This window comes from Clostridium isatidis (assembly GCF_002285495.1).
GTDB classification, from domain to species: Bacteria; Bacillota; Clostridia; order Clostridiales; family Clostridiaceae; genus Clostridium; species Clostridium isatidis.
In genome coordinates this window covers 952,763-974,553 of record NZ_CP016786.1, presented here as the reverse complement: position 1 = coordinate 974,553, position 21,791 = coordinate 952,763, and the positions used below count along the sequence as shown (strand labels likewise).

At 26.5% G+C, this 21,791-nt stretch carries 14 protein-coding genes and 1 CRISPR repeat array; of the genes, 3 read left to right on the top strand and 11 right to left on the bottom strand.

The genetic code is table 11. The features are described from left to right. Positions 1 to 12 precede the first annotated feature (12 nt). From cas3 to BEN51_RS04600, 4 genes are read right to left on the bottom strand one after another with little or no spacing between them, the layout of a single operon-like run. On the bottom strand, positions 13 to 2,316 hold the full coding sequence (gene cas3, locus BEN51_RS04615) for a CRISPR-associated helicase Cas3' (protein WP_119864910.1): 2,304 nt from the start codon (positions 2,314 to 2,316) through the stop codon (positions 13 to 15). Next, positions 2,291 to 2,992 carry a type I-B CRISPR-associated protein Cas5b gene (gene cas5b / locus BEN51_RS04610; RefSeq protein ID WP_119864909.1) on the bottom strand — a complete coding sequence of 234 codons (702 nt, stop codon included), beginning with the start codon at positions 2,990 to 2,992 and terminating at the stop codon, positions 2,291 to 2,293. The genes cas3 and cas5b overlap by 26 nt, the downstream gene beginning before the upstream one ends. A 15-nt stretch (positions 2,993 to 3,007) precedes the next feature. Continuing rightward, positions 3,008 to 3,922 (bottom strand): type I-B CRISPR-associated protein Cas7/Csh2, encoded by a 915-nt coding sequence (gene cas7b / locus BEN51_RS04605; protein WP_119864908.1) that lies wholly within the window; start codon positions 3,920 to 3,922, stop codon positions 3,008 to 3,010. Positions 3,923 to 3,947: 25 nt separating this feature from the next. Continuing rightward, entirely contained in the window at positions 3,948 to 5,795 is a 1,848-nt protein-coding gene (locus tag BEN51_RS04600) for a TIGR02556 family CRISPR-associated protein (RefSeq protein WP_119864907.1), read from the bottom strand. A gap of 300 nt (positions 5,796 to 6,095) precedes the next feature. Here BEN51_RS04600 and BEN51_RS04595 point away from each other — a divergent pair, with 300 nt between their 5' ends. After that, complete coding sequence (locus BEN51_RS04595; RefSeq protein WP_119864227.1) at positions 6,096 to 7,724, top strand: IS1182 family transposase; 1,629 nt, start codon at positions 6,096 to 6,098, stop codon at positions 7,722 to 7,724. Between the two features lie 157 nt (positions 7,725 to 7,881). Here the strand turns inward: BEN51_RS04595 and cas4 are convergent, their stop codons facing one another. Genes cas4 through cas1 form a run of 3 tightly spaced genes read right to left on the bottom strand, consistent with a single transcriptional unit; the run spans position 7,882 to position 9,744 of the window. Further along, a complete protein-coding gene (cas4, locus tag BEN51_RS04590) occupies positions 7,882 to 8,487 on the bottom strand; it encodes a CRISPR-associated protein Cas4 (RefSeq protein ID WP_119864906.1) in 606 nt (201 codons plus the stop codon). Continuing rightward, positions 8,468 to 8,758 (bottom strand): CRISPR-associated endonuclease Cas2, encoded by a 291-nt coding sequence (cas2, locus tag BEN51_RS04585; protein ID WP_119864905.1) that lies wholly within the window; start codon positions 8,756 to 8,758, stop codon positions 8,468 to 8,470. The genes cas4 and cas2 overlap by 20 nt, the downstream gene beginning before the upstream one ends. After that, complete coding sequence (gene cas1, locus BEN51_RS04580; RefSeq protein WP_119864904.1) at positions 8,758 to 9,744, bottom strand: CRISPR-associated endonuclease Cas1; 987 nt, start codon at positions 9,742 to 9,744, stop codon at positions 8,758 to 8,760. Before cas1 ends, cas2 begins: the two co-directional genes overlap by 1 nt. 1,153 nt (positions 9,745 to 10,897) lie before the next feature. Between cas1 and BEN51_RS04575 the strand changes: the two genes are divergently transcribed. Beyond that, on the top strand, positions 10,898 to 11,479 hold the full coding sequence (locus BEN51_RS04575) for a chromate transporter (protein ID WP_335621846.1): 582 nt from the start codon (positions 10,898 to 10,900) through the stop codon (positions 11,477 to 11,479). A gap of 1 nt (position 11,480) precedes the next feature. Next, the gene (locus BEN51_RS04570; protein WP_119866577.1) at positions 11,481 to 12,047 is read left to right on the top strand and encodes a chromate transporter; all 567 of its coding nucleotides are present in this window, start codon (positions 11,481 to 11,483) and stop codon (positions 12,045 to 12,047) included. A 30-nt stretch (positions 12,048 to 12,077) separates the two neighbouring features. Here the strand turns inward: BEN51_RS04570 and BEN51_RS04565 are convergent, their stop codons facing one another. The 4 genes from BEN51_RS04565 to BEN51_RS04550 all read right to left on the bottom strand — a co-directional run bounded on the left by BEN51_RS04565 (position 12,078) and on the right by BEN51_RS04550 (position 21,701). Continuing rightward, the gene (locus BEN51_RS04565) at positions 12,078 to 13,016 is read right to left on the bottom strand and encodes a DnaD domain protein (RefSeq protein WP_119864902.1); all 939 of its coding nucleotides are present in this window, start codon (positions 13,014 to 13,016) and stop codon (positions 12,078 to 12,080) included. 806 nt (positions 13,017 to 13,822) lie between these two features. Further along, positions 13,823 to 15,041: direct repeats of the CRISPR family, unit length 37 nt; unit sequence GTTTCAATCCTTATTTTAATGGAAGTTACACTTAAAT. A gap of 200 nt (positions 15,042 to 15,241) precedes the next feature. Next, on the bottom strand, positions 15,242 to 15,523 hold the full coding sequence (locus BEN51_RS04560) for a hypothetical protein (protein ID WP_119864901.1): 282 nt from the start codon (positions 15,521 to 15,523) through the stop codon (positions 15,242 to 15,244). Positions 15,524 to 15,746: 223 nt separating this feature from the next. After that, the gene (locus BEN51_RS04555) at positions 15,747 to 20,669 is read right to left on the bottom strand and encodes a P-loop domain-containing protein (protein WP_119864900.1); all 4,923 of its coding nucleotides are present in this window, start codon (positions 20,667 to 20,669) and stop codon (positions 15,747 to 15,749) included. A 12-nt stretch (positions 20,670 to 20,681) separates the two neighbouring features. After that, on the bottom strand, positions 20,682 to 21,701 hold the full coding sequence (locus BEN51_RS04550) for a hypothetical protein (protein ID WP_123962161.1): 1,020 nt from the start codon (positions 21,699 to 21,701) through the stop codon (positions 20,682 to 20,684). Positions 21,702 to 21,791 lie beyond the last annotated feature (90 nt).

The window sequence follows — 21,791 nt, the reverse complement described above, 5'->3', positions numbered from 1 at the left end:
CTCCTCTAATTATTAAAGTATAATTTGCTTTTCTTCTTCTGTTTTATAACCAAACTTTCTATCATAACAACTGTTAAGTTCATAAGAAGAAATATAGTCTAGTTTTCCATCAACGTTTTCTTTGCACTTATTTCTAAATACTGAAATAACATAGCTATAAAAATCTGTTTTTATTTTTTCTAATTTATTTCTTCGAGTTTTTATATCTTTTATATTTTTATATTCTAAATAATTTTTCCAAAGCTTCTTAGCTTTATTATCAAGTTCTATAAATAATTGAACTTTATCTTGATCTTCAATTAGTTTAAATTCATCCTTTACTTTTTCAAATTCTAATTCATAAATATCTTTTATTAAGTCATTAGATTTATTATTGGATTTATTTTTATCTACTTCTTTAAAATACATATCACTTATTGTTTTATAATCTTCTTCTAAAATAATAGTTTTTCCCTCTAATACCTTTTTAGTAGCATTTAATAGGGTATCAGAATAGATATAACTAGCTAAAAGTCTATTATTCTCTTCTATTTTTACAAGATGAACTTCTCCTAAATATTCTCCCCTATTTTCTCTGTTTGCCCTGCCCGCACTTTGATTGATAGAATCTAGGGGAGCTATATCCCTAACCACAATATCCATATCAATATCTACTCCAGCTTCGACTAACTGGGTGCTTACTACAATCATCTTCTTTTTTGAATTTCTTATTTTCTCTATTCTAGTTCTTCTTTCAATTGGAACTATACTTGTAGATAAATATTCTAATTTTCTATTATCCTCAAGTTTTTCTATTCTTTTATATAATTCCTGAGAAAGTTTGATTGTATTTACTATAAACAAAATATTCTTATTTTTATTTTCTAAAATCATTTTCTCAGCAAATTCAAAAAACTCTTCCTTATTCATAGGATCTTGATGAACTAAAAGCTTTGTTCTTTTATATGCTTTAAAGTATTCTTCAGACTTAGATGCAAGCTCTATAATTTCATTTTTTTGAAAAATTAAAGGCTGGGTAGCTGTTATAAAAATAAAATATATATTTAACCTTTCTGACATTTCAGTTAAAAGCTTATTTATTATCTTCCAGTACTTATAAGGTATAGACTGAACTTCATCTAGTAAAACTATAGAATCGGACAAAGCATTATACTTAATTAAACTACTATTTTCATTTGAAAACAAGATATTAAATAGCTGTATAAAAGTAGTTACTACAATTTGAGAATTCCAATTTTGAGTTAAAAATCTTCCCTCATCACCCTCATAATAAAGCTCAGTCTTCTCATAATTTTTAGGTGATAGATAATGATGTTTTAATATTTTATCTGAGGTTACCTTATCTAAGTTCATTACTTCTTCTAGAGCTTTTTTATAGTCTTCATAGTTTTGATCTATAACCGAAGTAAAAGGAAGACAATATATTATTTTCATATCCTTTTCTAACATCTTTTTTAATTTTAAGGCTGCTGCCATACAGGTATAGGTTTTACCACTACCTGTTGGCAAAGTTATAGACATAATTCTTTTATTAACATTATTTAGACTAGCTAAAACATCTTCATATACTATGTTTCTTAAATTAGCTTTATCAGGAATTCCAAACTTTTTTAGCTTATATTCATCAATAAGATTTTCAGGAATATCATAGTTAATATTATTTTCTTTCCTAAAAATTGCATGTTCCTTATCTGCATATATTAGAACTGAAAATAAAAATTTAAATAGTATATATTTTTCAAAATTTTTATTATCTTCTAATTCATCATTATAGTCTTCCAACTCATCATCAATAATTTTAAGCAAATCTATAATTTCCTCTTCAGAAGGTAATTCTAAATTTAATTCTTTGGCAATAACTTTAATTTCTTCATTTAAAGCGTTAAATTGTACTTTTATTAGATTTTCTTTTTCTAAAATATCGTCTATTTCCTCTACAAAATCCTTAAAATTACCATGATGATGCTTTATGGAAATGTAAGCCATAATAGCTAGTTCCTTATTTTTATTTTTAAGATTAAAATAACAAATTATAGCTGATATTAATGCATGACTTTTTTTCTTTTCATCAATCTTTGAGTCTTTTTCTTCTATTTTATCATTTAGATATTTTTGAAAAAAGCTTGTAGCTTTACCAAGGTCATGGCAGTAACCCATGACCTTAGCTACAGCAGATAGTTCTTCCTTAGAATATTTAAAATTAATATCTTTTGTCTCAATTAAATTAGCTGCTCTATCTCCAACAAATTTTAAATGCTCAATTAAATTTATACCAAGATGAGATAATACTTTATAAGAAGACAATCTTTTCACCATCACTTCCTTCGTAATAATTACACTTACATCTTATTGGAAAACCATTGCGTTCAAATAAAACCTTTATATACTCTGTTATTTCCCTATTAGTATTCATTTCATTAGGAATATTATCTTTGAAATATTCTTTATTATCTTCGAATTCTATTTCTACTTCCTCATGAAAATTTATAGCAGTATCAATATAAACAAAATCCTCCAAGTTATTAACCTCATTAACTTCTATTTCTTTAATATATTCAAATTCTGCTATATATTCACTTAGTCCCATGGATAAAGTATAATAAGTTTTCTTTTTTTCTAAGAAGTTTTTAAGATTATTGTATATTTCACTATTATTATGAGAAAAATATATTCTGAATTTAGGATCCTTTAAAAGTTCAAAGGTTACTTGAGTTCTATCCTTAATCTTGCTATACATATTGGCAGTTTTTGTATTTATTAAATTATAAGATATTCTGCTTTTATTTACAGGACTGGCAATTTGTATAGCTATTTTAGCATCCTTTTTATTAAAATATTTAAGGTATACTTCCTTATCTAATCCAATAATCGCTGAAATCATACCTGCTACAGTAGGCCTTGGAGGTATAGAAAAAGTTAAAGGTGATGAGGTAGTATAAAATTTTCTAAAATGCCCATAGTCACTTTTTATATCAAAAACTAAGCATTTCATAAATATCACTCCTCATTATTTTATTTCTAATGCCTTTAATTCTACATCCCTAATTGCCTCTGTAAATTCTATTTCTTCCCCATCTAAGCAGAATTTTATATCTTCATCAATTACATATTCTATATTTTCAATTTTTTCTTTATTTAAAGTAATAGCCCTTAGCAAATCTCTTAATTCTATTTTATAGTCTTTAGGACTTCTAATATTTTCATCCTCCATTTCCTTATTTAAAGATAATTTATTTAGTAAAGCGCCTATATGATAGTTATCTTCCTTGAAATTTATCTTTAATAATAATCTTGGTAATTGGCCAATCTTACTTCTTGAAATTAAGTTTTTAGTTCCATTCCACATTGCTTCCATTAACAAATTTACATCTTCCTCTGTTAATTTTGTATGTTCAGCTGCATGTTCATTGATTATTCCATAAAAACCAACTAAGCTATATGGAAGTATATATTCTTCTCTAAAGGTTTTATTAGACTTTCCTTCTCCTGAAGCAAAAGCTCCTGTACCCTTTATTCTTTTTAATACAACTCTGTGAAGGGACCTTCCCATATTAAATTGTACTGGTCCAGTAAAGGTTATTGAATCTTTATCTAAAGGTATAGTTGCACCAAATAATCTCACATCTATACATTGTTCTGTTACAGACTTTTTTATTTCTTCTTTTGTTTTGCCAAAATCCTTTGCTCTCATTTTAGCATCTTGAACATTTTCTTTGTCATCCTTAATTTCTCTTACAAAGATCTCTAAACCTTTATAGTCATATAAATAATCCCTTATTGTTCTTTTTAATCTGACATCTGTTACAAGATTTATTCCTGATTCTTCGTCTATTCTAGGTTTATTTGAATCTAATGGATCACCATTTAAATTATTGTTTGTTCCATCATATAAAAAAATTAATTCTGATCTATTTTTTATCATCTTTATTCCTCCCATAAAATATTTATTAATTTTGTGAAATTTCCTTTTCTTCCTTAGTATTTAATTCAAATTTTTTAACCATATTCATACCTAAGGAAAAATAGAAAGGTATATCTAAATCAGCTAAATCTTTTAGTTTATTACTCAATATTAAATTTTCTGAGGCATATTGTAATTCTTCATTATAATATTCAGCATCATATTCTGATAATTTTCCTTGAATTTTTGGCAGTAACCTTACAAGATCTTTTTTATTTAAATTTAATCCATTTAAGTTACTCATGAATGGCTTTCTACCATTTTCCTTACTTGCTTGAAGGTTAATTAATTTTTTACTTAAATAACCAATCATAAATACAGCTTTTTTAGAGTATGAATTGAAAAAAGCTGTATTTTTATTGAAGAAATCTTCAAAGGCATCAATTTTATTTGGAAAGTCTTCCTTTTTCCATACTTTATTTATCATAGCTTCCACTCCTTCCTCTCCTTTATTTCTAAATTTATTAATTTTATAAAGATAATATATAAAGGTATATGCCCTAAAAGTTGCAGTATAATAATTGTCTTCTCCTTTTACAAATTCATCTTTTTCCTCTTTTTTAAATGCTTCAATTAATTTTTTATTTATAAAGTTAATTAAAAAGTTATATTCAATTTTTCCCTTTCCAATTATCTTATCTACTGTATCTAGAAAGTATTTATTATATTCTTTACTGCTATATAGCATATTTAAATAATTAAAATTTGCTAAATAGTCCATATCAGCAAAGAATTCAGTTTTCCTAATATCTTCCCAGGCTTTGTTTAGCATATTAAAAGTTGATGGGTAAACATCTTCTATATTAAGTAAAATATTAAAAGCATTATTATTTTTTTCAAAGAACATTAAATCAAAAGTTACTTTATTTTCTTCTTCTCCTAATTTTCTAATTATTCTATCTTCAACTTTTCCAATATCCTTTGCCTTTTTTTCTTCATCTTTTAATAATCTTCCATATTTTTTCAATATATTTTCTAAATCTTTAGAATATATTGGCTTAGGTATTAGATAAAATGACCTTCCGTAAAAATTAAAAAGTAAATTTTTTTCAATATAATTTTTACCCAGTTCTAAATTTATAGCGCACTCTTGGCAAACAGGATAGTTACGCCAGCTTTTTTCATAATTAAATCCCCCTGCAATATATCCAGGTTTATCAACTGTATAATAGGCATATGGGCTAGCAAGACCAAAAACTCTTTCTTTTTTTGAATTACATATTGAACAAAAATTTTCATAGCCAACTACCTCTTTTTTGAAGGTTTCACTATAATAAAATTTCTTTAAGGGTACTTCTCTCACTCTTCTCTTAAAGACTTCAAAATCACCTATATACTTCTTACCTTCTATACCCTCTAGTACAAGTGTTAAAATTACTCTTCTATCTTTTTTAGGAACAATATTAAAAATGTTAGTTATTGCTTTAATATTTTTTTCTTCTTCCTCGGCTAATTTTCTATACAACTTTGTAAGAATGTTTTTTTCTCTTTTCTCTTCATTTGTATCATTACAATAATTAATTCCATCCTTTAATGATACTAATATCTTATTTTTATAAGTTTTATTAGGCTCTGTAATTTTAGCTGTAGGGGTTATATCACTTCCTCTAGATGATCCTGCTTTATATAAATACTTAAATTTTAATTCATTATCATATTCTCTTTGATTTATCTCTTTAAATATGAAGTCATCATCTATATAATTTAATGTAATCTCATAAACAGTTTTATATTTTCCTCCATCGGAAGGATCTTCAGTAAAAATTTCTAATAACTTATCTTGAGATTTAAAATTGTTATACTGTAATTCACCAATATCTCTTATTGCCCTCATTTTACACCTCCTATTTTTTGTTTCATTAGTATTATTACCAAAGTTTTTTACATTATACTTTAATAATATCAATTTATAAAATCATCTTAAAACTATTTGGTTTATTATGTATATATTACCATATTATTGTCCATAATAAAATTGCATTATAATAAGCATTGAAATATAATTTCAATCTATGTTTTTCCATTATAATAAGGAAAAGGGGCTGTCGCACTAATAATTAGTGCACAGTCCCTTTTTGTGCAAAAAAATAAATCCTAGACTCCATGAGTTTAGGATTTATGATAAAATATTTTTATGCACAAAGAAAATATTTTACAAAAGAATTATACATTAAACCAAAAGTTTTATCAATTAAAACTTCCATTAAATATTGATTACATGATACCGGTTAATGATTCAGTGCGATTACTAAGTCAATTTGTAGAGGAGATGGATTTAACAGATTTATATTCGACTTATTCCAAGATAAAGGAAAATCAAGTATCGCCAAGAAAAATGCTGAAAATCATGACTTATGGATATATGAATAAGATTTATTCGTCTCGAGATATTGAAAAGGCATGCCGTAGAGACATTAATTTTATGTTTTTGCTTGAGGGAGCATCCGCTCCGGATCATGCAACATTTGCAAGATTTAGAAGTCTTCATTTTGCTCCATGTTCTGAAAGGATCTTAGCTGAAACAGCTAAATTTCTTTATAAAATTGGTGAGATATCAGGAGATGCTATCTTTATTGATGGCACAAAAATAGAAGCTTATGCAAATAAATATACTTTTGTCTGGAAAAAGGCAGTTACAAAAAACATGGCAAAATTGCTAATTAAAGTGGCCGACCTTGTTAAAGAGTGCGAAGAACTTTATGATATTAAGTTAATCTATAAAAATGAAGTTCAAATGAAACATGTAAAAAAGCTTAGAAAAAAGCTTTATGCACTAAAGAAATCAGAAGGAATAGAATTCGTTCACGGATGTGGGAAAAGAAAAACTGCATTGCAACGATCAATAGAAAAACTTGAAGAATATCTTTCAAAGTTTAAAGAATATACTCAAAAAGTGTACACTTGCGGAGATAGAAACAGTTACTCAAAAACTGATGTTGATGCTACATTTATGAGGATGAAAGAAGATGCTATGAAAAACGGTCAACTTAAGCCAGCTTATAATGTGCAGCATGGTGTAGATTCAGAATATATTACATGGCTTACAGTTGGACCACAACCAACGGATACAACTACGCTAATACCTTTCTTGAAAAGCATGGAAGAAAACTTAAAATTTAAATACTTAAAAATAGTTGCAGATGCTGGATATGAAAGTGAGGAGAACTATTCATTTATTGAAGAAAATAATCAAATAGCATTTATTAAGCCATCTAATTATGAAATATCAAAAACAAGAAAATATAAAAATGATATCGGTAAAATAGAAAACATGGATTACAATGAAGAAAAAGATTTCTACATATGCCGAAATGGTAAGCAGTTAAAGGCTGAAAATATAAAAATTAGAAAATCTAAAACAGGATATGAAAGTGAAAAGACAATTTATGTTTGTGAAGATTGCAATGATTGCACTTACAAGAGTAGTTGCATCAAAGGGAATAATTGTAAAACTCCTTTGGAAGAAAGAGTAAAAAGATTTGAAACATCAAAAAAGTTTAATCGCCAAAGAAAGTCTGATTTAGAAAGAATTCTAAGCGAAGAAGGTTGCTTGCTTAGAATGAACAGAAGTATTCAAGCAGAAGGTTCTTTTGCACAAATAAAACAAGACATGAATTTCAGAAGATTTATGTGTCGTGGGCAAAAGAATGTATTAGCAGAAAGTATACTTCTTGCAATGGCACACAATATAAATAAATTACATAGTAAAATACAAGCGGGCCGCACTGGTAAGCACTTATTTGAATTGAAGAAAGCCTCATAAGTTAAATTTTAAAAAAGCTTTTTTTCTGAGGCTTATTGAAGTGCGCCTATTTTTAGTTGATTTACATGCAAATAAAAATAACACCTAAAAAGTTAATTTATAGAATAGAAAAAGGAGCTATCGCTAACGGATTTTAATCCACTAATGCGACAGCTCCTTATTTTTCACAAATATTTCTATAACAACAATCTATACATCTTGCTTTACTTTTTGTGGCCTTTGGATAATATCCTTTTAATACCTTTTTATAGTCTTCAATATATTTTAAGCATTTCTTTTTTAACTTACCATCAAATTCTATTTCTTTTAATAAATTTTTACTCCTCAAATAAACTAAATAAAATTTATTTACTTTAGCATTATATGCTTCTTCGATAATTAATGAATATAAGGCCATTTGTATTTTATAAGTTTCAAAATCTCTTTCTTTATATTCCGCAAATTTATAATCTAATGGAGCATAGCTCCCATCATTTAATAAATAAATTTCATCAACAATACCTTTTATTCCTAATTTTTTTGAAATTAAATACTTTTCCTGCTCTTTACTAATTCCGCCTATCCTCTTTCTTATTTGCTTGTCATTATGAGCCTTTTTATCTAAATGCTTTTCCCTGCCCAGTTGTACCTTAAATCTATTTTCTTCGTACTGCCTAATGTTTAAATTTTTTATAAAGTAGGTAAATCTTGGGCAATATAAAAATTCAATAATTTCTGACGGAGTAATATACTCTTCAAATTCATTAAATAAACTTTGATACAACTTCGTTAGTCACCAGCTTTCTATCAAAACCATTTCCAATTATATCTGTATCATAAATATATTGATTATTTGTGGGAAAAATGTATATAGAGTCTGTTGCTTCGTCAATAAGCTTCTCCATAATTATTTTTAATTCATCCTTATCATTCTTATTTAATTCCCCTAAAAAAATACTTTTTTGAACTCTATATAGACCTTTATTTTTACATGCTTTTATAGCTCTATTTCTTATTTTAGTATCGGAAATATCATACATGACCCAATATAACATTAAGACACCTCATTTAAAATTCTATTTGCAATATTATGGCAATCATATTTAATAATATTATTGAGTTTTATCATTTTTCCCTTATATTTAACTTTTTCTTCAAACCTATTATTAATTACTTCTATTAAAAGCTGCTTTCCATTTTTGTTTAGCCAATAACCGACGCCCTCTATTTTGTCAAACATATCTTCTTTAACTTTTCTCTTTGAAAAAAGACCAAAAACTACTTCATCCATGTAAGCTCTATACATTTCTATAAGATCAAAAACTAAGGCTGTTTTATTATAATTATCTGTATGCATTATACCAATATAAGGATCTAAACCAGCAATAATACATGACCTTTCTACGTTAGAATAAAGTATTCCATAAGCATAATTTAGCATGCAGTTAAACTTATCTTTAGCTGGATTCTTGCTTCTTCCTACAAAAGCATATTTTTCTGGTATTAATTGACCTAAAGTCTTAAAATATAGCTTTGCAGAAGCTCCTTCATATCCTTCTAATGTACCTCTTATATTATTTATCGTAACATTCTTTAATTTAATGACTTTTTCTTTATATTCTTCTAACTTATCTACCGCTTCATTTATAAGTTTTACTTTTTCATAACTTCTGTTAAAAGAAAGCTTTTTTAAATGATTTATTTGATTATCTATTTTTTGTGAAATCCACTCCTTTACAAATTCTGTTCCTAGCTCCATTTCGCATAGCTTTAACTGATTTCTTCTTATTGTTGTTATACTTCCTAGTTTTGAATGCCATACTCTTCCAAATGGTTGGCCATTATATTCAAGAAATACTACATCTATATTATTTTCTATAGCCAGTTTTAAAGCATCAGTTGTTACTAAAGCAGCAGTTGTAATTAAAATTTTGTCTATTTTCTTACAAGAAAATTCCTGCCTAACTCCACCAACTGTAACTTGAAATCTTTCATCCACTTTTCTTAAGTATGCTCCATTAGTATTAATAACCAACTCCATTTGCATCACTCTCCCAAATATAAACATTTATAAATCTTAATATTAAAATTCTAGACAATGTTTGTTAATTATAAACATAATTTTAAATTTTTTACTTAATTATTCAAAATAACTAATCCATATATTTTTCTTAATAAAAAAATGATAAGAAATATTACAATGCTTCTTATCACTTGAATTAAATAATTGAATTTTTAAAATCATTCTTGTTAAAATATTTTTTCATAAATTTTTAATGCCTAAATTCTCATAACTAAAATAAATCCTTGTTTTAATGGAACTAACACTTAAATATATCCTTACCTTGCTTTGCTAATTGAATTATCCTATGTTTCAATCCTTGTTTTAATGGAACTAACACTTAAACTATATGTAAAGACTTTATTACAATAAGAGAATGTTAGTTTCAATCCTTGTTTTAATGGAACTAACCTTAAATTCCACCAGCCCTGATTTTTTCAAGCTTTATTGATATTTGTGGACTAGTTTAAAATTCATATTTTTACTTACTTGTACAAGCTAAAAATGATCTTTTTCTGTCCCCTTTACATATTCATTATAGCTTCTAAAACTAGTATTTTCAAAACTTCCAAAAGTTAAAGCTTGTCTTACTTAAAAAATTATATATAATTTAATTTTTTATATTTAATTACATACCTTCTATAGTAATCATTATTTTTTATCTTATCTTTTTTACTGTTTTTTGATTATCAATATTATTCCTCTTCTATTCCTTGTTTTAATGGAACTAACACTTAAACCTAAACGTAGGGGAAATGCTTTATTATTTGTTGGTAAGTTTCAATCCTTGTTTTAATGGAACTAACACTTAAATCCTTGACTTAATGTTTGATTTAAGGTCAAGAGCGTGGTTTCAATCCTTGTTTTAATGGAACTAACACTTAAATGCAAATTTTTCGCAAACCCTTATTTTTTCTAGATTTATTGGCTTTTGCGGACTAGCTTAGAATTAATATTTTTACTCACTAGGACAAGCTAAAATGAGCCTTTTTCTGTCCACTTTACATATTTATTATAGTTTCTAAAACTAGTATTTTCAAGTCTTTCAGAAGTTAGAGCTTGTCTTACTTTAAAAATTATGAACTAAAAATTTTACTTATAGTTTGATAACTATTATAATAAAGCTATCGAGGTGAAAATTTTGAAGGAAAAGTTTAATTTTTATTTTAAATTATTTAAATCAACTTTCTTTTTAAGTGCCTTCACTTTTGGTGGGGGTTACGTTATTGTTCCCCTAATGAGAAAGAAGTTTGTTAAAGAGTATAAATGGATTGAAGAAGAAGAAATGTTGGACTTAACAGCAATAGCTCAAGCATCTCCAGGTGCAATGGCTGTAAATGCCTCTATACTTGTTGGGTATCGCTTAGCAGGAATATTGGGGGCTATTATAACAATTATAGGAACCATTCTCCCTCCCCTTATTATTTTATCAATTATATCACTAGCCTACTCTGCTTTTATTGAAAACATTTTTGTAAAATATATACTAAAAGGAATGCAGGCTGGAGTTGCTGCAGTTGTTCTTGATGTATCAGTCAGCATGATAACTGATATTTTTAAGGAAAGAAAGCTTATGCCTATAATTGTTATGTTTGCTGCCTTTATAGCTTCCTTTTTCCTGAATATTAATGTTGTAATTATTATTTTACTGAGCGGCTTGATAGGAATTGCTTCCATGTACTTTTCAAAAGATAGAAGAAAAGGAGCTGATTAAACTGATATACCTTAAATTATTTTGGAGTTTCTTTCAAGTAGGTCTATTTACCTTTGGTGGTGGTTATGCAGCCATGCCTCTTATTCAAAATCAAATTGTTGAGATTAATGAATGGCTGAATATGAAAGAATTTGCAGATGTAATAACAATTTCTCAAATGACTCCTGGCCCAATAGGAATTAATGCTGCAAGCTTTGTAGGAATGCGTATAGCTGGCATTTTAGGAGCTATTGTTGCTACTATTGCTTCTGTACTTCCTTCCTGCATTATAGTGCTTATTTTAGCTTATATTTACTATAAATACAGGGGGTTGTCTGCAGTTCAATCTGTTTTAAAGGGGCTTAGGCCAGCAGTTATTGCCATGATTACATCAGCAGCCTTATCTTTAATAACTTTAGCCTTATGGAAAGAAGAAAAGATCTCCCTTGACATTGAAAGCATAGATTTTGTTGCGCTTTTAATCTTTTTCCTTTCCTTCTTTGTTCTTAGAAAATGGAAGCTAAACCCTATCTATGTGATGATTGGAGCAGGAATTATTGCCTTGTGTATTTATCCCTTTATTTTATAAAATAGGGTAAATTCTTAAGGAGTTTTAAGCTTAATCCCATAGATCATCCAGATTTAGAATTAAATCTTCATAACCTGATGTGGAAGCTCCCCAATTTTTCTCTTCTAACTCTTTCTGCCTTTTATACCTGTTTTTAAGAATGCCTTCCACATAGCTTAAAGTATATTTATTATTTTTTATAGCTTCAATCATAGCTTCCTTTACAGCTTCCTTTGAGTATTTATTAATATAGCTGTCTAGAAGTTCTTTAATTATGCTGTTAATCTTTCCAAAAGAATTTTCTTGATAAATTTGATATATGTCTGAATTACTACAACTCCACCAATTTTTCTCTATATGATTTTTATTAGACTTTTGACTTATGCCCCTGGTATTTATGCTACAGTTGGTCAATGGCTCATATTTAGTATTTGGTGTTGTATTAGTATTTTGAATATATTCAGTATTTAGTTCTCTTTCAGTATTTAGTATAGATTTAGTATTTAGTAGGGGCGGATTTTTCGAATTTGGAGTTTCACAGTGAGGAAATTCCTCATTAGGCATTTCTAAGTTTGGATTTTTGCCCTTTGGATTTTCCATATTTGGCTTTTCAGAATAGGAATTGTCCTTTATCGCTTCTTCCAGTTCTGGACTATCCATATTTATTTCCTCCTCTTCATCAATTTCAATTAAACTAGGTGTTTCATATACTATAAATTCTGACCCTCTAACAAATTTGCCCTTTTCATCTCTCTTTCTTGATCTTTTAACATATCCACAGCTTATTAATTCCTTTATGGCTGTTGATATGCTGTCCTTTCCATCCTTGCAATTTTTAAATATTTCATTTGTATAAAAGCTCCAATCATCAGGTTTGCTTAAAAAGTAAGCAAGTAAGCCCTTAGCTTTTAAGCTTAATCTGCTATCTGTTAAGAAACCATTGTGAATTACTGTATAATTCTTATTTTTTCCTACTCTAATAATAGACATTGTCCTAAACCTCCATTTTTTAGTTTACTTTATTTTTATTAAGTATTATAAACATAAAGTTATTACTGTTTTTTAAGAAAGGTTAAATATAAATTTTCTATTTTTAATTATTATATATACAAGCTTTTTCATTTTTTAAATAAGGAAAAATAAAAAAATTGCCATTAGGAAAGCTCCTATTTGGCAACTTTTTAGTTAAATCTTTATTATTTTAAAGCCTGTTTTTTCAGCTAAGGATTTCTACCTAAGGACAATTGCTGCTATCCACCTAGCCCTCTTATCTGACATTAGATATAATCTTATCTAAATTCCAATACTCTGCTTTATCTTTAACACAATGCTTAATGTAAATTATAGGACTATCTACCCGTATTTATACAATTTAGGCCTTGAAGAATTTATTTAAGTAAAATATCCGCTCATGAAATATGATCATCTATCCACACAACAATTACTTAAATCTGCCTATAATTATTTAATCTACCATACAAATTATCAAAATTTATACAATATTTAATCAATAGATTAAAGAAGATAAGTTTTATATAAACAAAAGAGATTTTTTATAAATGGAACTAATTACTGATTTTATACTTTCTATTATGGACTCTACTATTTCAGGAATCAAAATATCTTCAAGTAGATTCGAAAGCTCTATAGGCCTAATAATTATTTTTTAAAAAACTCTGCTTTTAATAAAAAGAATTATTAGAGGTGTATTTTTAGTTTGTCTTTAAATACTTGTTTTAATGGAACTACTATTTAAATAGAAATAAGAAGTTCTTGATTTAGTACTGATACCAGCATTTTCAATCCTTGTTTTAATGGAAGTTACACTTAAATTATTCCCCAAACCTATCACGTCCCACAACTTACAATGTTTCAATCCTTATTTTAATGGAAGTTACACTTAAATTAACTGCAGAGCAAGCATCAGAACACATAAAACAACGTTTCAATCCTTATTTTAATGGAAGTTACACTTAAATAATAGATAGATTGCAAGAAATAGAAAAATTGATTAAGTTTCAATCCTTATTTTAATGGAAGTTACACTTAAATATCGTTATCATTCCATTCACCTACATCTCCACCTATTTGTTTCAATCCTTATTTTAATGGAAGTTACACTTAAATTTCATTATCCCAAACCCTTTTTGAGAAATGTTTTCCTTGTTTCAATCCTTATTTTAATGGAAGTTACACTTAAATTCAATGGTGCTGATGCTAATCAACTTGAAAAGAAATGTTTCAATCCTTATTTTAATGGAAGTTACACTTAAATAAGCTATTGCTATTGAAAATGAGCTCAATAAAAACATGTTTCAATCCTTATTTTAATGGAAGTTACACTTAAATCAACAAAATCTTATCTTGTAAAAAAGCCAATGTCTTGTTTCAATCCTTATTTTAATGGAAGTTACACTTAAATGTTTTTGTCCTATAATAGATTATGAGAGTACTATAAAGGTTTCAATCCTTATTTTAATGGAAGTTACACTTAAATTCATTAATGCGAATAGCGGTAAATTATTCCATTAAAGTTTCAATCCTTATTTTAATGGAAGTTACACTTAAATTCGATGAAGGTAACTATATAAATGCTGTTTCTATTAAGTTTCAATCCTTATTTTAATGGAAGTTACACTTAAATTTATTGTTAATACCTAGGTATGTCAATAATTCATTTTTGTTTCAATCCTTATTTTAATGGAAGTTACACTTAAATATAAAAAGAAAATTAGATAACACAATATCCGAAGCTTGTTTCAATCCTTATTTTAATGGAAGTTACACTTAAATTAATACGGATTCGATTTATATTGCGAACTAAAATTAGTTTCAATCCTTATTTTAATGGAAGTTACACTTAAATCTGAAGTATTTTATCCCTATTAACCTTCTTTATTTTAGTTTCAATCCTTATTTTAATGGAAGTTACACTTAAATTCTATATCCAAATGAGGAATATAACAAGTTACTGTATCGTTTCAATCCTTATTTTAATGGAAGTTACACTTAAATAGCAAATTTTTCGCAAATGCTGATATTTTCTAGCTTTAAGGGCTTTTGTGGACGAGCTTAAAATTAATATTTTCACTTATTTGTACAAGCTAAAATAGGCCTTTTTCTGTCCACCTTACATATTCATTATAGCTTCTAAAGCATGTATTTTCAAGGCTTTTTAAAAGCACAGCCTGTCTTCCTTTAAAAATTTCATATAATTAAGCATTTGCCATTCTTGTTTTTATAACCTTCTTAGAAAGTCCCCCATGAATAAGCTCTTTTTTCTCTTCTTTTGAAAGCTTTTTTCTCTTTCCAAAGAAATTTAAAAGGCAGCATATAAAAATAATAAAAATACTAGAAGAATTAATATTATTTACAGCCTCTATGCTTTCATAGGAAGCTCCCTTAATGTAATATAGAAAGTTTATACCAATATTTAACACTATAGGAAATATAGCAAAAATCATATCACCTTCCAGATCTCTTTTTTCAGACCACATATTTTATACCCCCAACATTTTTTCTTAAAACTAGTTTCTTGTTATATAAATCATAGTAAATATATTATTAATTTTATCATGCAAATTAGATTTAGTATTATTAATTTTTATTATAAAAAGAAAAGGCACCATCTTTTGATTGATTATATTATTTTGTCTTCTCCAAAAGCTTTTATGTATTTAAAAAGGATGCTCAAAAAGCACATCCTAAATAATAAATTATTTATAATTTATAAACGTAGTCTTTAAATCCATCTAAGGAAATTTCCTTATCCATTAACTTTTTAACCATATCCATTAAATCTAAATAATTTTCCTCCTTCTTTAACTTAATGTCTTCAAGTAGAAATAGTTTATCAATTTCATACAACAATTTATTATCTTTATCAAACTCATATAAATAATATCCAAAGCTAACCATAGCATGTTCTAATATAGTTCTCTTAAGAGGAATATTATTTAAATATTCAACAAATTTCTCTGTATTTCTCGCAACTCTGATAATAACTGCTAAAATTACTTCTATTAAATTATGTTCCTTTAAAATTGCTGCGAAATCTTTTAAGGACTTTTCTGTTACATATTTTTCAGCTTCATTTAATAAAAACTCTAAATAGACTTTATAATAACCATCTACATCCTCTGCTAAATCAAATATTATTAGTAATTCCTTTAAATATAAAACTTCTTTATTTTTTAATTGATGAAGCAAGAGCTTAAATCCAGCTGTGAGCCTATATTCAAGTTCTGAAAAACTATTGATTAATTTAATGGCATCCCTATATTCACCTATATCTAGTTTAAAATCAATTATATTTAAAGTCATAAAAACATTACCATAATAATTTCTTATATTATTATTAAGTAATTTATTTTTCTTTATTAATTCAATCGCATTATATCCATCTAAAGAATATATATCTAATGTATTTATATCAACATAATCTAGATCTAAAATCATTGCATCCTTTAATTCTGTTTCAAAATTAGCTTTTAACTCAAAGGTTTCTCCATCATTATTTGAAAATTGTAGTTTTTCCATTTTACTGCAAAGTAATTTCGCCTCTTCTAGAGCTATATATTTTAGATATTTTAATATTAAACTTAAGATAAGATTATCAGTGTAGTCATCCCAAAATTTTCTTGAGCTCTTATTTTTATTTGTAACAAACTCATAATATTCTAACATATTTCTTAATAGAACTTTATAAGCTGATGAATTTAATTTGGAGGAATTACTTTTATAATAATTTGTTAAATTTAAGTATGATATTTTTTCTCCATCTGAATTATCATTATCTTTTATATTTTCATTTAATTTAAATAATTCTAGTGCATTATTAATATTATTTTTTCTTATAAATCCGCTTATTATATATTTTTTAAACTTATAATCACTAATTTTAAAATTATTAAGTATCTCTTTATGAAGCTCCGGCCTAGATAAAAGCACTTCTTTAACAGCCCAATGAAATAACTCTCCATATTTTGAAGGATTTTCACTTCTAGTCCACTTATTAATTTTTAACAGAAGTTCTTTTATAAATTTCTTATCTAAATCTGAACTAAAATAATAGCTATAAAGTAAGCATATCCCTTCCATCTCCCTATTCTTTTTGGAGAATAAATCTAAAAATCTTAGCACTTCATTATATTTTTTTCTAGTTAAATAAAACTTAATTAAATTTGTGTGAGCTAATATATCAAATAATGATTTTCCATTATTAGCATTAACTCTATAATAATTAAAATCCAAACTATCAAGATTAATTATTGTATGCATTGATGGTAAATATTTAAAATAATTATCATCATTTTTATTATTTATATAATCAATTAATAATGCGTAGATTATATCATCATCTTTGTTCTTATTTAAATACTCTATTATAAAAGAAAAATAAAATTCTGCTTCTTCTTTAAGATCTACTTTTTCACAAAAATCTATAATACTAAATACTTTTTTAGCACTAATATATAAATCTTCATTATAGGAAATCATAATTTCCTTTTTAAATAAATTTAAATAACTTATAGCTTGTTCGTTTAAGCCCTTTGAATTATATAAAAGAATAATATCAGTTAAATCATAATAGGTGAAATTACTTATCTTATTAAGGAAAATTTCTGCATTTGTAATATCATTATCCTTCATTAATATACTAAAGGCGTTAAAATAAATATTATTAATAAATTTTTTACCTGTATTTAAGCCTTCCTTATCTTCAAAGGTTTTTCCAATAGCCTTGTTTTCTATAAAATCCATAAACTTTGAAAACTCTTCTATACATCCAAGTTTAATACAGCTTTCACAAAAATTAAGTATAACAGTTTGAAGCATTCTATCTTTATTTTTATTAATGTAGCGAATAAATAATTTATCAATCCCTAGATCAATTAACTCTTTTGTAATATTAAAAAAGCTGCTTCCAATTAATTCTTCAACATTTACAAATTCATCAGACATATAGCTATATTTATGATTAGATAATTTTAAATAAAGATATACAAGTAATTCATCCGCTATTATATTATCCAACCAAATGTTATCACTGCCTTTTATATCTTCCGCAATAATATTAAACAGCTCTGTTTCATCATTCTCACTTTTTACTATTTTATCAAGAACTATTGTATAAATAAGCTCTTTATCTTTATCAAAGGATTTTATTTGATCTATAATAGCATATATTTCATCTAAGTTATAAGTTTCAATTTTTTCTATCAGCTTATACTTATCACTATCCATCTTTTTATAGAGTTTTATAGTTGTTAACATAACTTTAATAATCATTTCAGGAGATTTATTAAAATATTCCCTAGCCTTTTCCAACATTCTAAAGCTTGCATAGTAGCCCTTGCATACTTTTATTTGTTCATCTATATAAGCTTCATTTTGAATTAAAGAGGCTATGTCATCAAATAAATCTAAACTTATTAAATAAATAAGTGAATATTTATAAACACCTTCACCTATATAAAGATATTTATCCCATTTGCTGCAAACATCTATAATTGATTTTTCTGCAAATTTGCAGGCTTCATAGTAATTTTTTAATAAATATTGTCTTAATTCATGGTGGAATAATTGATAAGATGCAATATTATCATCACTTTCCTGAAGCCAGTCTGAAAGAATATTAATAATTTTTTCTACTGTAGCAGAATTGATATTTAAATTACAGTTATTTAAATAAATTTCAAGCTGCTTTTTAGTAATATTATCTTTGGCAACAGCAAAAATAATCAAATTCTGAAATACTTCATTACCTAACTCTTTAGATAATAGTCTAGATATATTATCTTCAAACCATTTATTAATGCTGTCTGGTATTTTATCAATTGAATAAAGGGATATTTGATTATCTTCTATGGCCATAATTAATAATTTTAAATATAACGGTTCACCTTTTGATTTCTCTTGTATTAAATTAACAAGCTCTTCATTTTGTATTAAGTAATACTTATCTAAGGAATTAAATAATACCGCTTTAATATCATTTTTGCTCAAAGGACCAAGTTTATGTTCATACTTTACTGTTTTATCTATTCTATAATAAAAGGATTTAATTTCTGGCTGATCATCTAATCTAGAAGAATATATAACTAGTATATTATTATAAACATTATTAATTAAACAGTTAATTAAGCCGCTTTCTACACCCTCATCTAAACCATCAATAATAATAACTAACTTTTTATCAGATAAAGTTTCTGCTGCTATATTTAAAAGATCTTCTAACAAAGCCTGCTTTTCTTCTAAGGTATCAGTCTGTATAAAATCAGTTATCTTTAAAATTTCCTTTAATTTTTCACATAAATAATCCAAGAAAAAAGATGGAGATGAAAATAAGGTATTTGCCCTAACAAAATACTCTATAAAATATGGTTTTGGCATAGAAGAAGCAGTACGTAATTCTTGAATAAATTTAGCTATTAAAGCTGACTTACCCATACCTTGCTTGGCAGATAAAATAAAAAATCCTTTTTTATTAACTTGAACAAAGTCCCATAATAAAGTTAATTCTTCAGTTCTGCCATAGAAATTTTCTGTTAGTCCATTAATACGCTCTTGAAACCTATCTACTTTAAGTTTGCTCCAATTTAGCAAGTCCATTCTTGCTAGAAAGTCCCTTGTATTTTTATTATCTACATAATGAATGGAATTTGGATAATTTAATAAAGATATCTTATCCTGCTTTAATTTTTTACAATCATTTAAAAAGAATAATAAATCATTATTATTATCAATCCTTTTATTATATGTAATTATTGGAAAACACTCTAATAGTTGTCCATTACTATTTAAAAAATAAGGGGTATTAAATTTAATTTTTTTATTAATAAAAGAGCTGTCATTCAAAGAACTATTATAAAACCCATTTATTTTAGCGGACTGATTTACATAAATATATTCTTCTCTTTTTTCCCTAAAGACAATTACTGAAACTTCCTTTAACCAGCTCTTTTCTAATAAGGATTTTACCATTGGCAGATATCTAATAATTTCTTTCTTACTTTTCTCTTCATTTGCTGTACTTCCGTGAGCATAGTAATTTCTTAAACTAATCAAATCTAATAAGTCATTTTTTTCATCACTATAATCAATAAGCTTTTTCCAATCAAAAAAATAATCATAAAAATCCTTAAAGTGCAGCTTATGACTAAATTTATATTCTGTAAGTTCAAAACATTTTAATAAGGCTTTTTTTTGTTTTGCTGAACATTCTATTAATTGATAATAGTCATCTTTTAAATAATATTTATTTATAAAATTTTCTCTCTGACTTTTATTCTCAATTAACTTAGCCATTTCTTCAAGTTTATATTTTGAAAGACTTTTTCTAATAATTAAATCCTCAATTATAACCTTTGATAAGCCATACCAATGGCCTAAGGATGGTTTTGAAAGTTGAATAGCTAAAGCCTTTTGAATTTCTGGATTAAACTCACCAATTTCTAAATAGTTACTAATAACATAGGCAGAATGGGTCTTTATTATAACTTCAATTAAATCAATTAATCTATGTAATTTTGAATAAGAATGAGTTTCTCCATTAAATTTTTCGATAACTTCATTTATTTGTGGCTGCATAGTGAAATATTGTTCTTCTATAATAATTTCATCTAATTGTAAATTGCTCATAAAATTCTCCTTTTAATAGAATATTGCTCGTGAAATCTTCCATAACATTTCATATTTTTTGTTATTATCTGCTACATCTTGTAGCTTATCTAATGTCTCCTTCCAAGGACTAAAAGTGTTTATAATTGTTTCTGGAAGGCTGCTATTCATAAAATCATTATAATCTTTAATTAAATTCTTATAAGCCTCTTTCTCTTTATATTCTTTATTATATTTATCAGCAAATTTGCAAAGTAATGCTGTTAGTTCTGCTTGGATGACTAGTCCTATTGATCTTGCAGTTAAAAACTTAGCATTATTTTTACATATACTAACTGCTATTTTGTACTTTTCTAGGGCACTTTTTACATTTCCCTTGCTTAGAAGGTAACCAGCTAGTTTTGCAAAAATCACCTCATAAGGGTTTTCAAAGCTATGACACTTTATTATTTCTAAGCTTTCAAGTTTAGATTTAACCCATGCAGAATATAAATTATCTGCTAAACTTATTTCTCCATTAAAGCTTGCTTCAGATAAAATTCTTAAGTAATGCATAGTTGTAAATATGGCTGATGCTTTATCTAGTTTTTTAATTTTTTCGGTAAGTTCATAAAAATCTTCTTGATTATTAAAATTTAATCCTACAGATTTGTATAGCCAATTTAAAGCATTAATATATTCTCCTGCTTCACATTCTATTTGACATCTATATTGATACTGTCTAGCTTTATCTCTTTCAAGTTGAAATTGCTCTATTGCATCATCAGAGTCCTTTCTTGCTAATTTTATTTGTTCTCTTTCTGTTCTAATAAGAAAATTTCTAGCCTGTAATCTTGTTCCTAGTACTTTTCCCTTTACATCAGAAGTTATTTCATTAAAAAGATTAGAGAAATCATCTGCAAGAGAGAATAGCCCCATAGTGTCATCTATCAAGGCTTCTAATTTATTCATATTTTCAATACAGCCTTTATAATTATAAATGTTATTTTGATGAACTCCCTCTCTAATTTTTATCATATAAAAATACTCTAAGCTTTCCCATCTGCCTTTCATGTTAGAAAGAAGGGAATTGCATAAATTAATCTGCCTATCTTCTGTTAAGGTATCTCCTTGATGCTGAGCTACAGTTAATAAAAGTAAGTA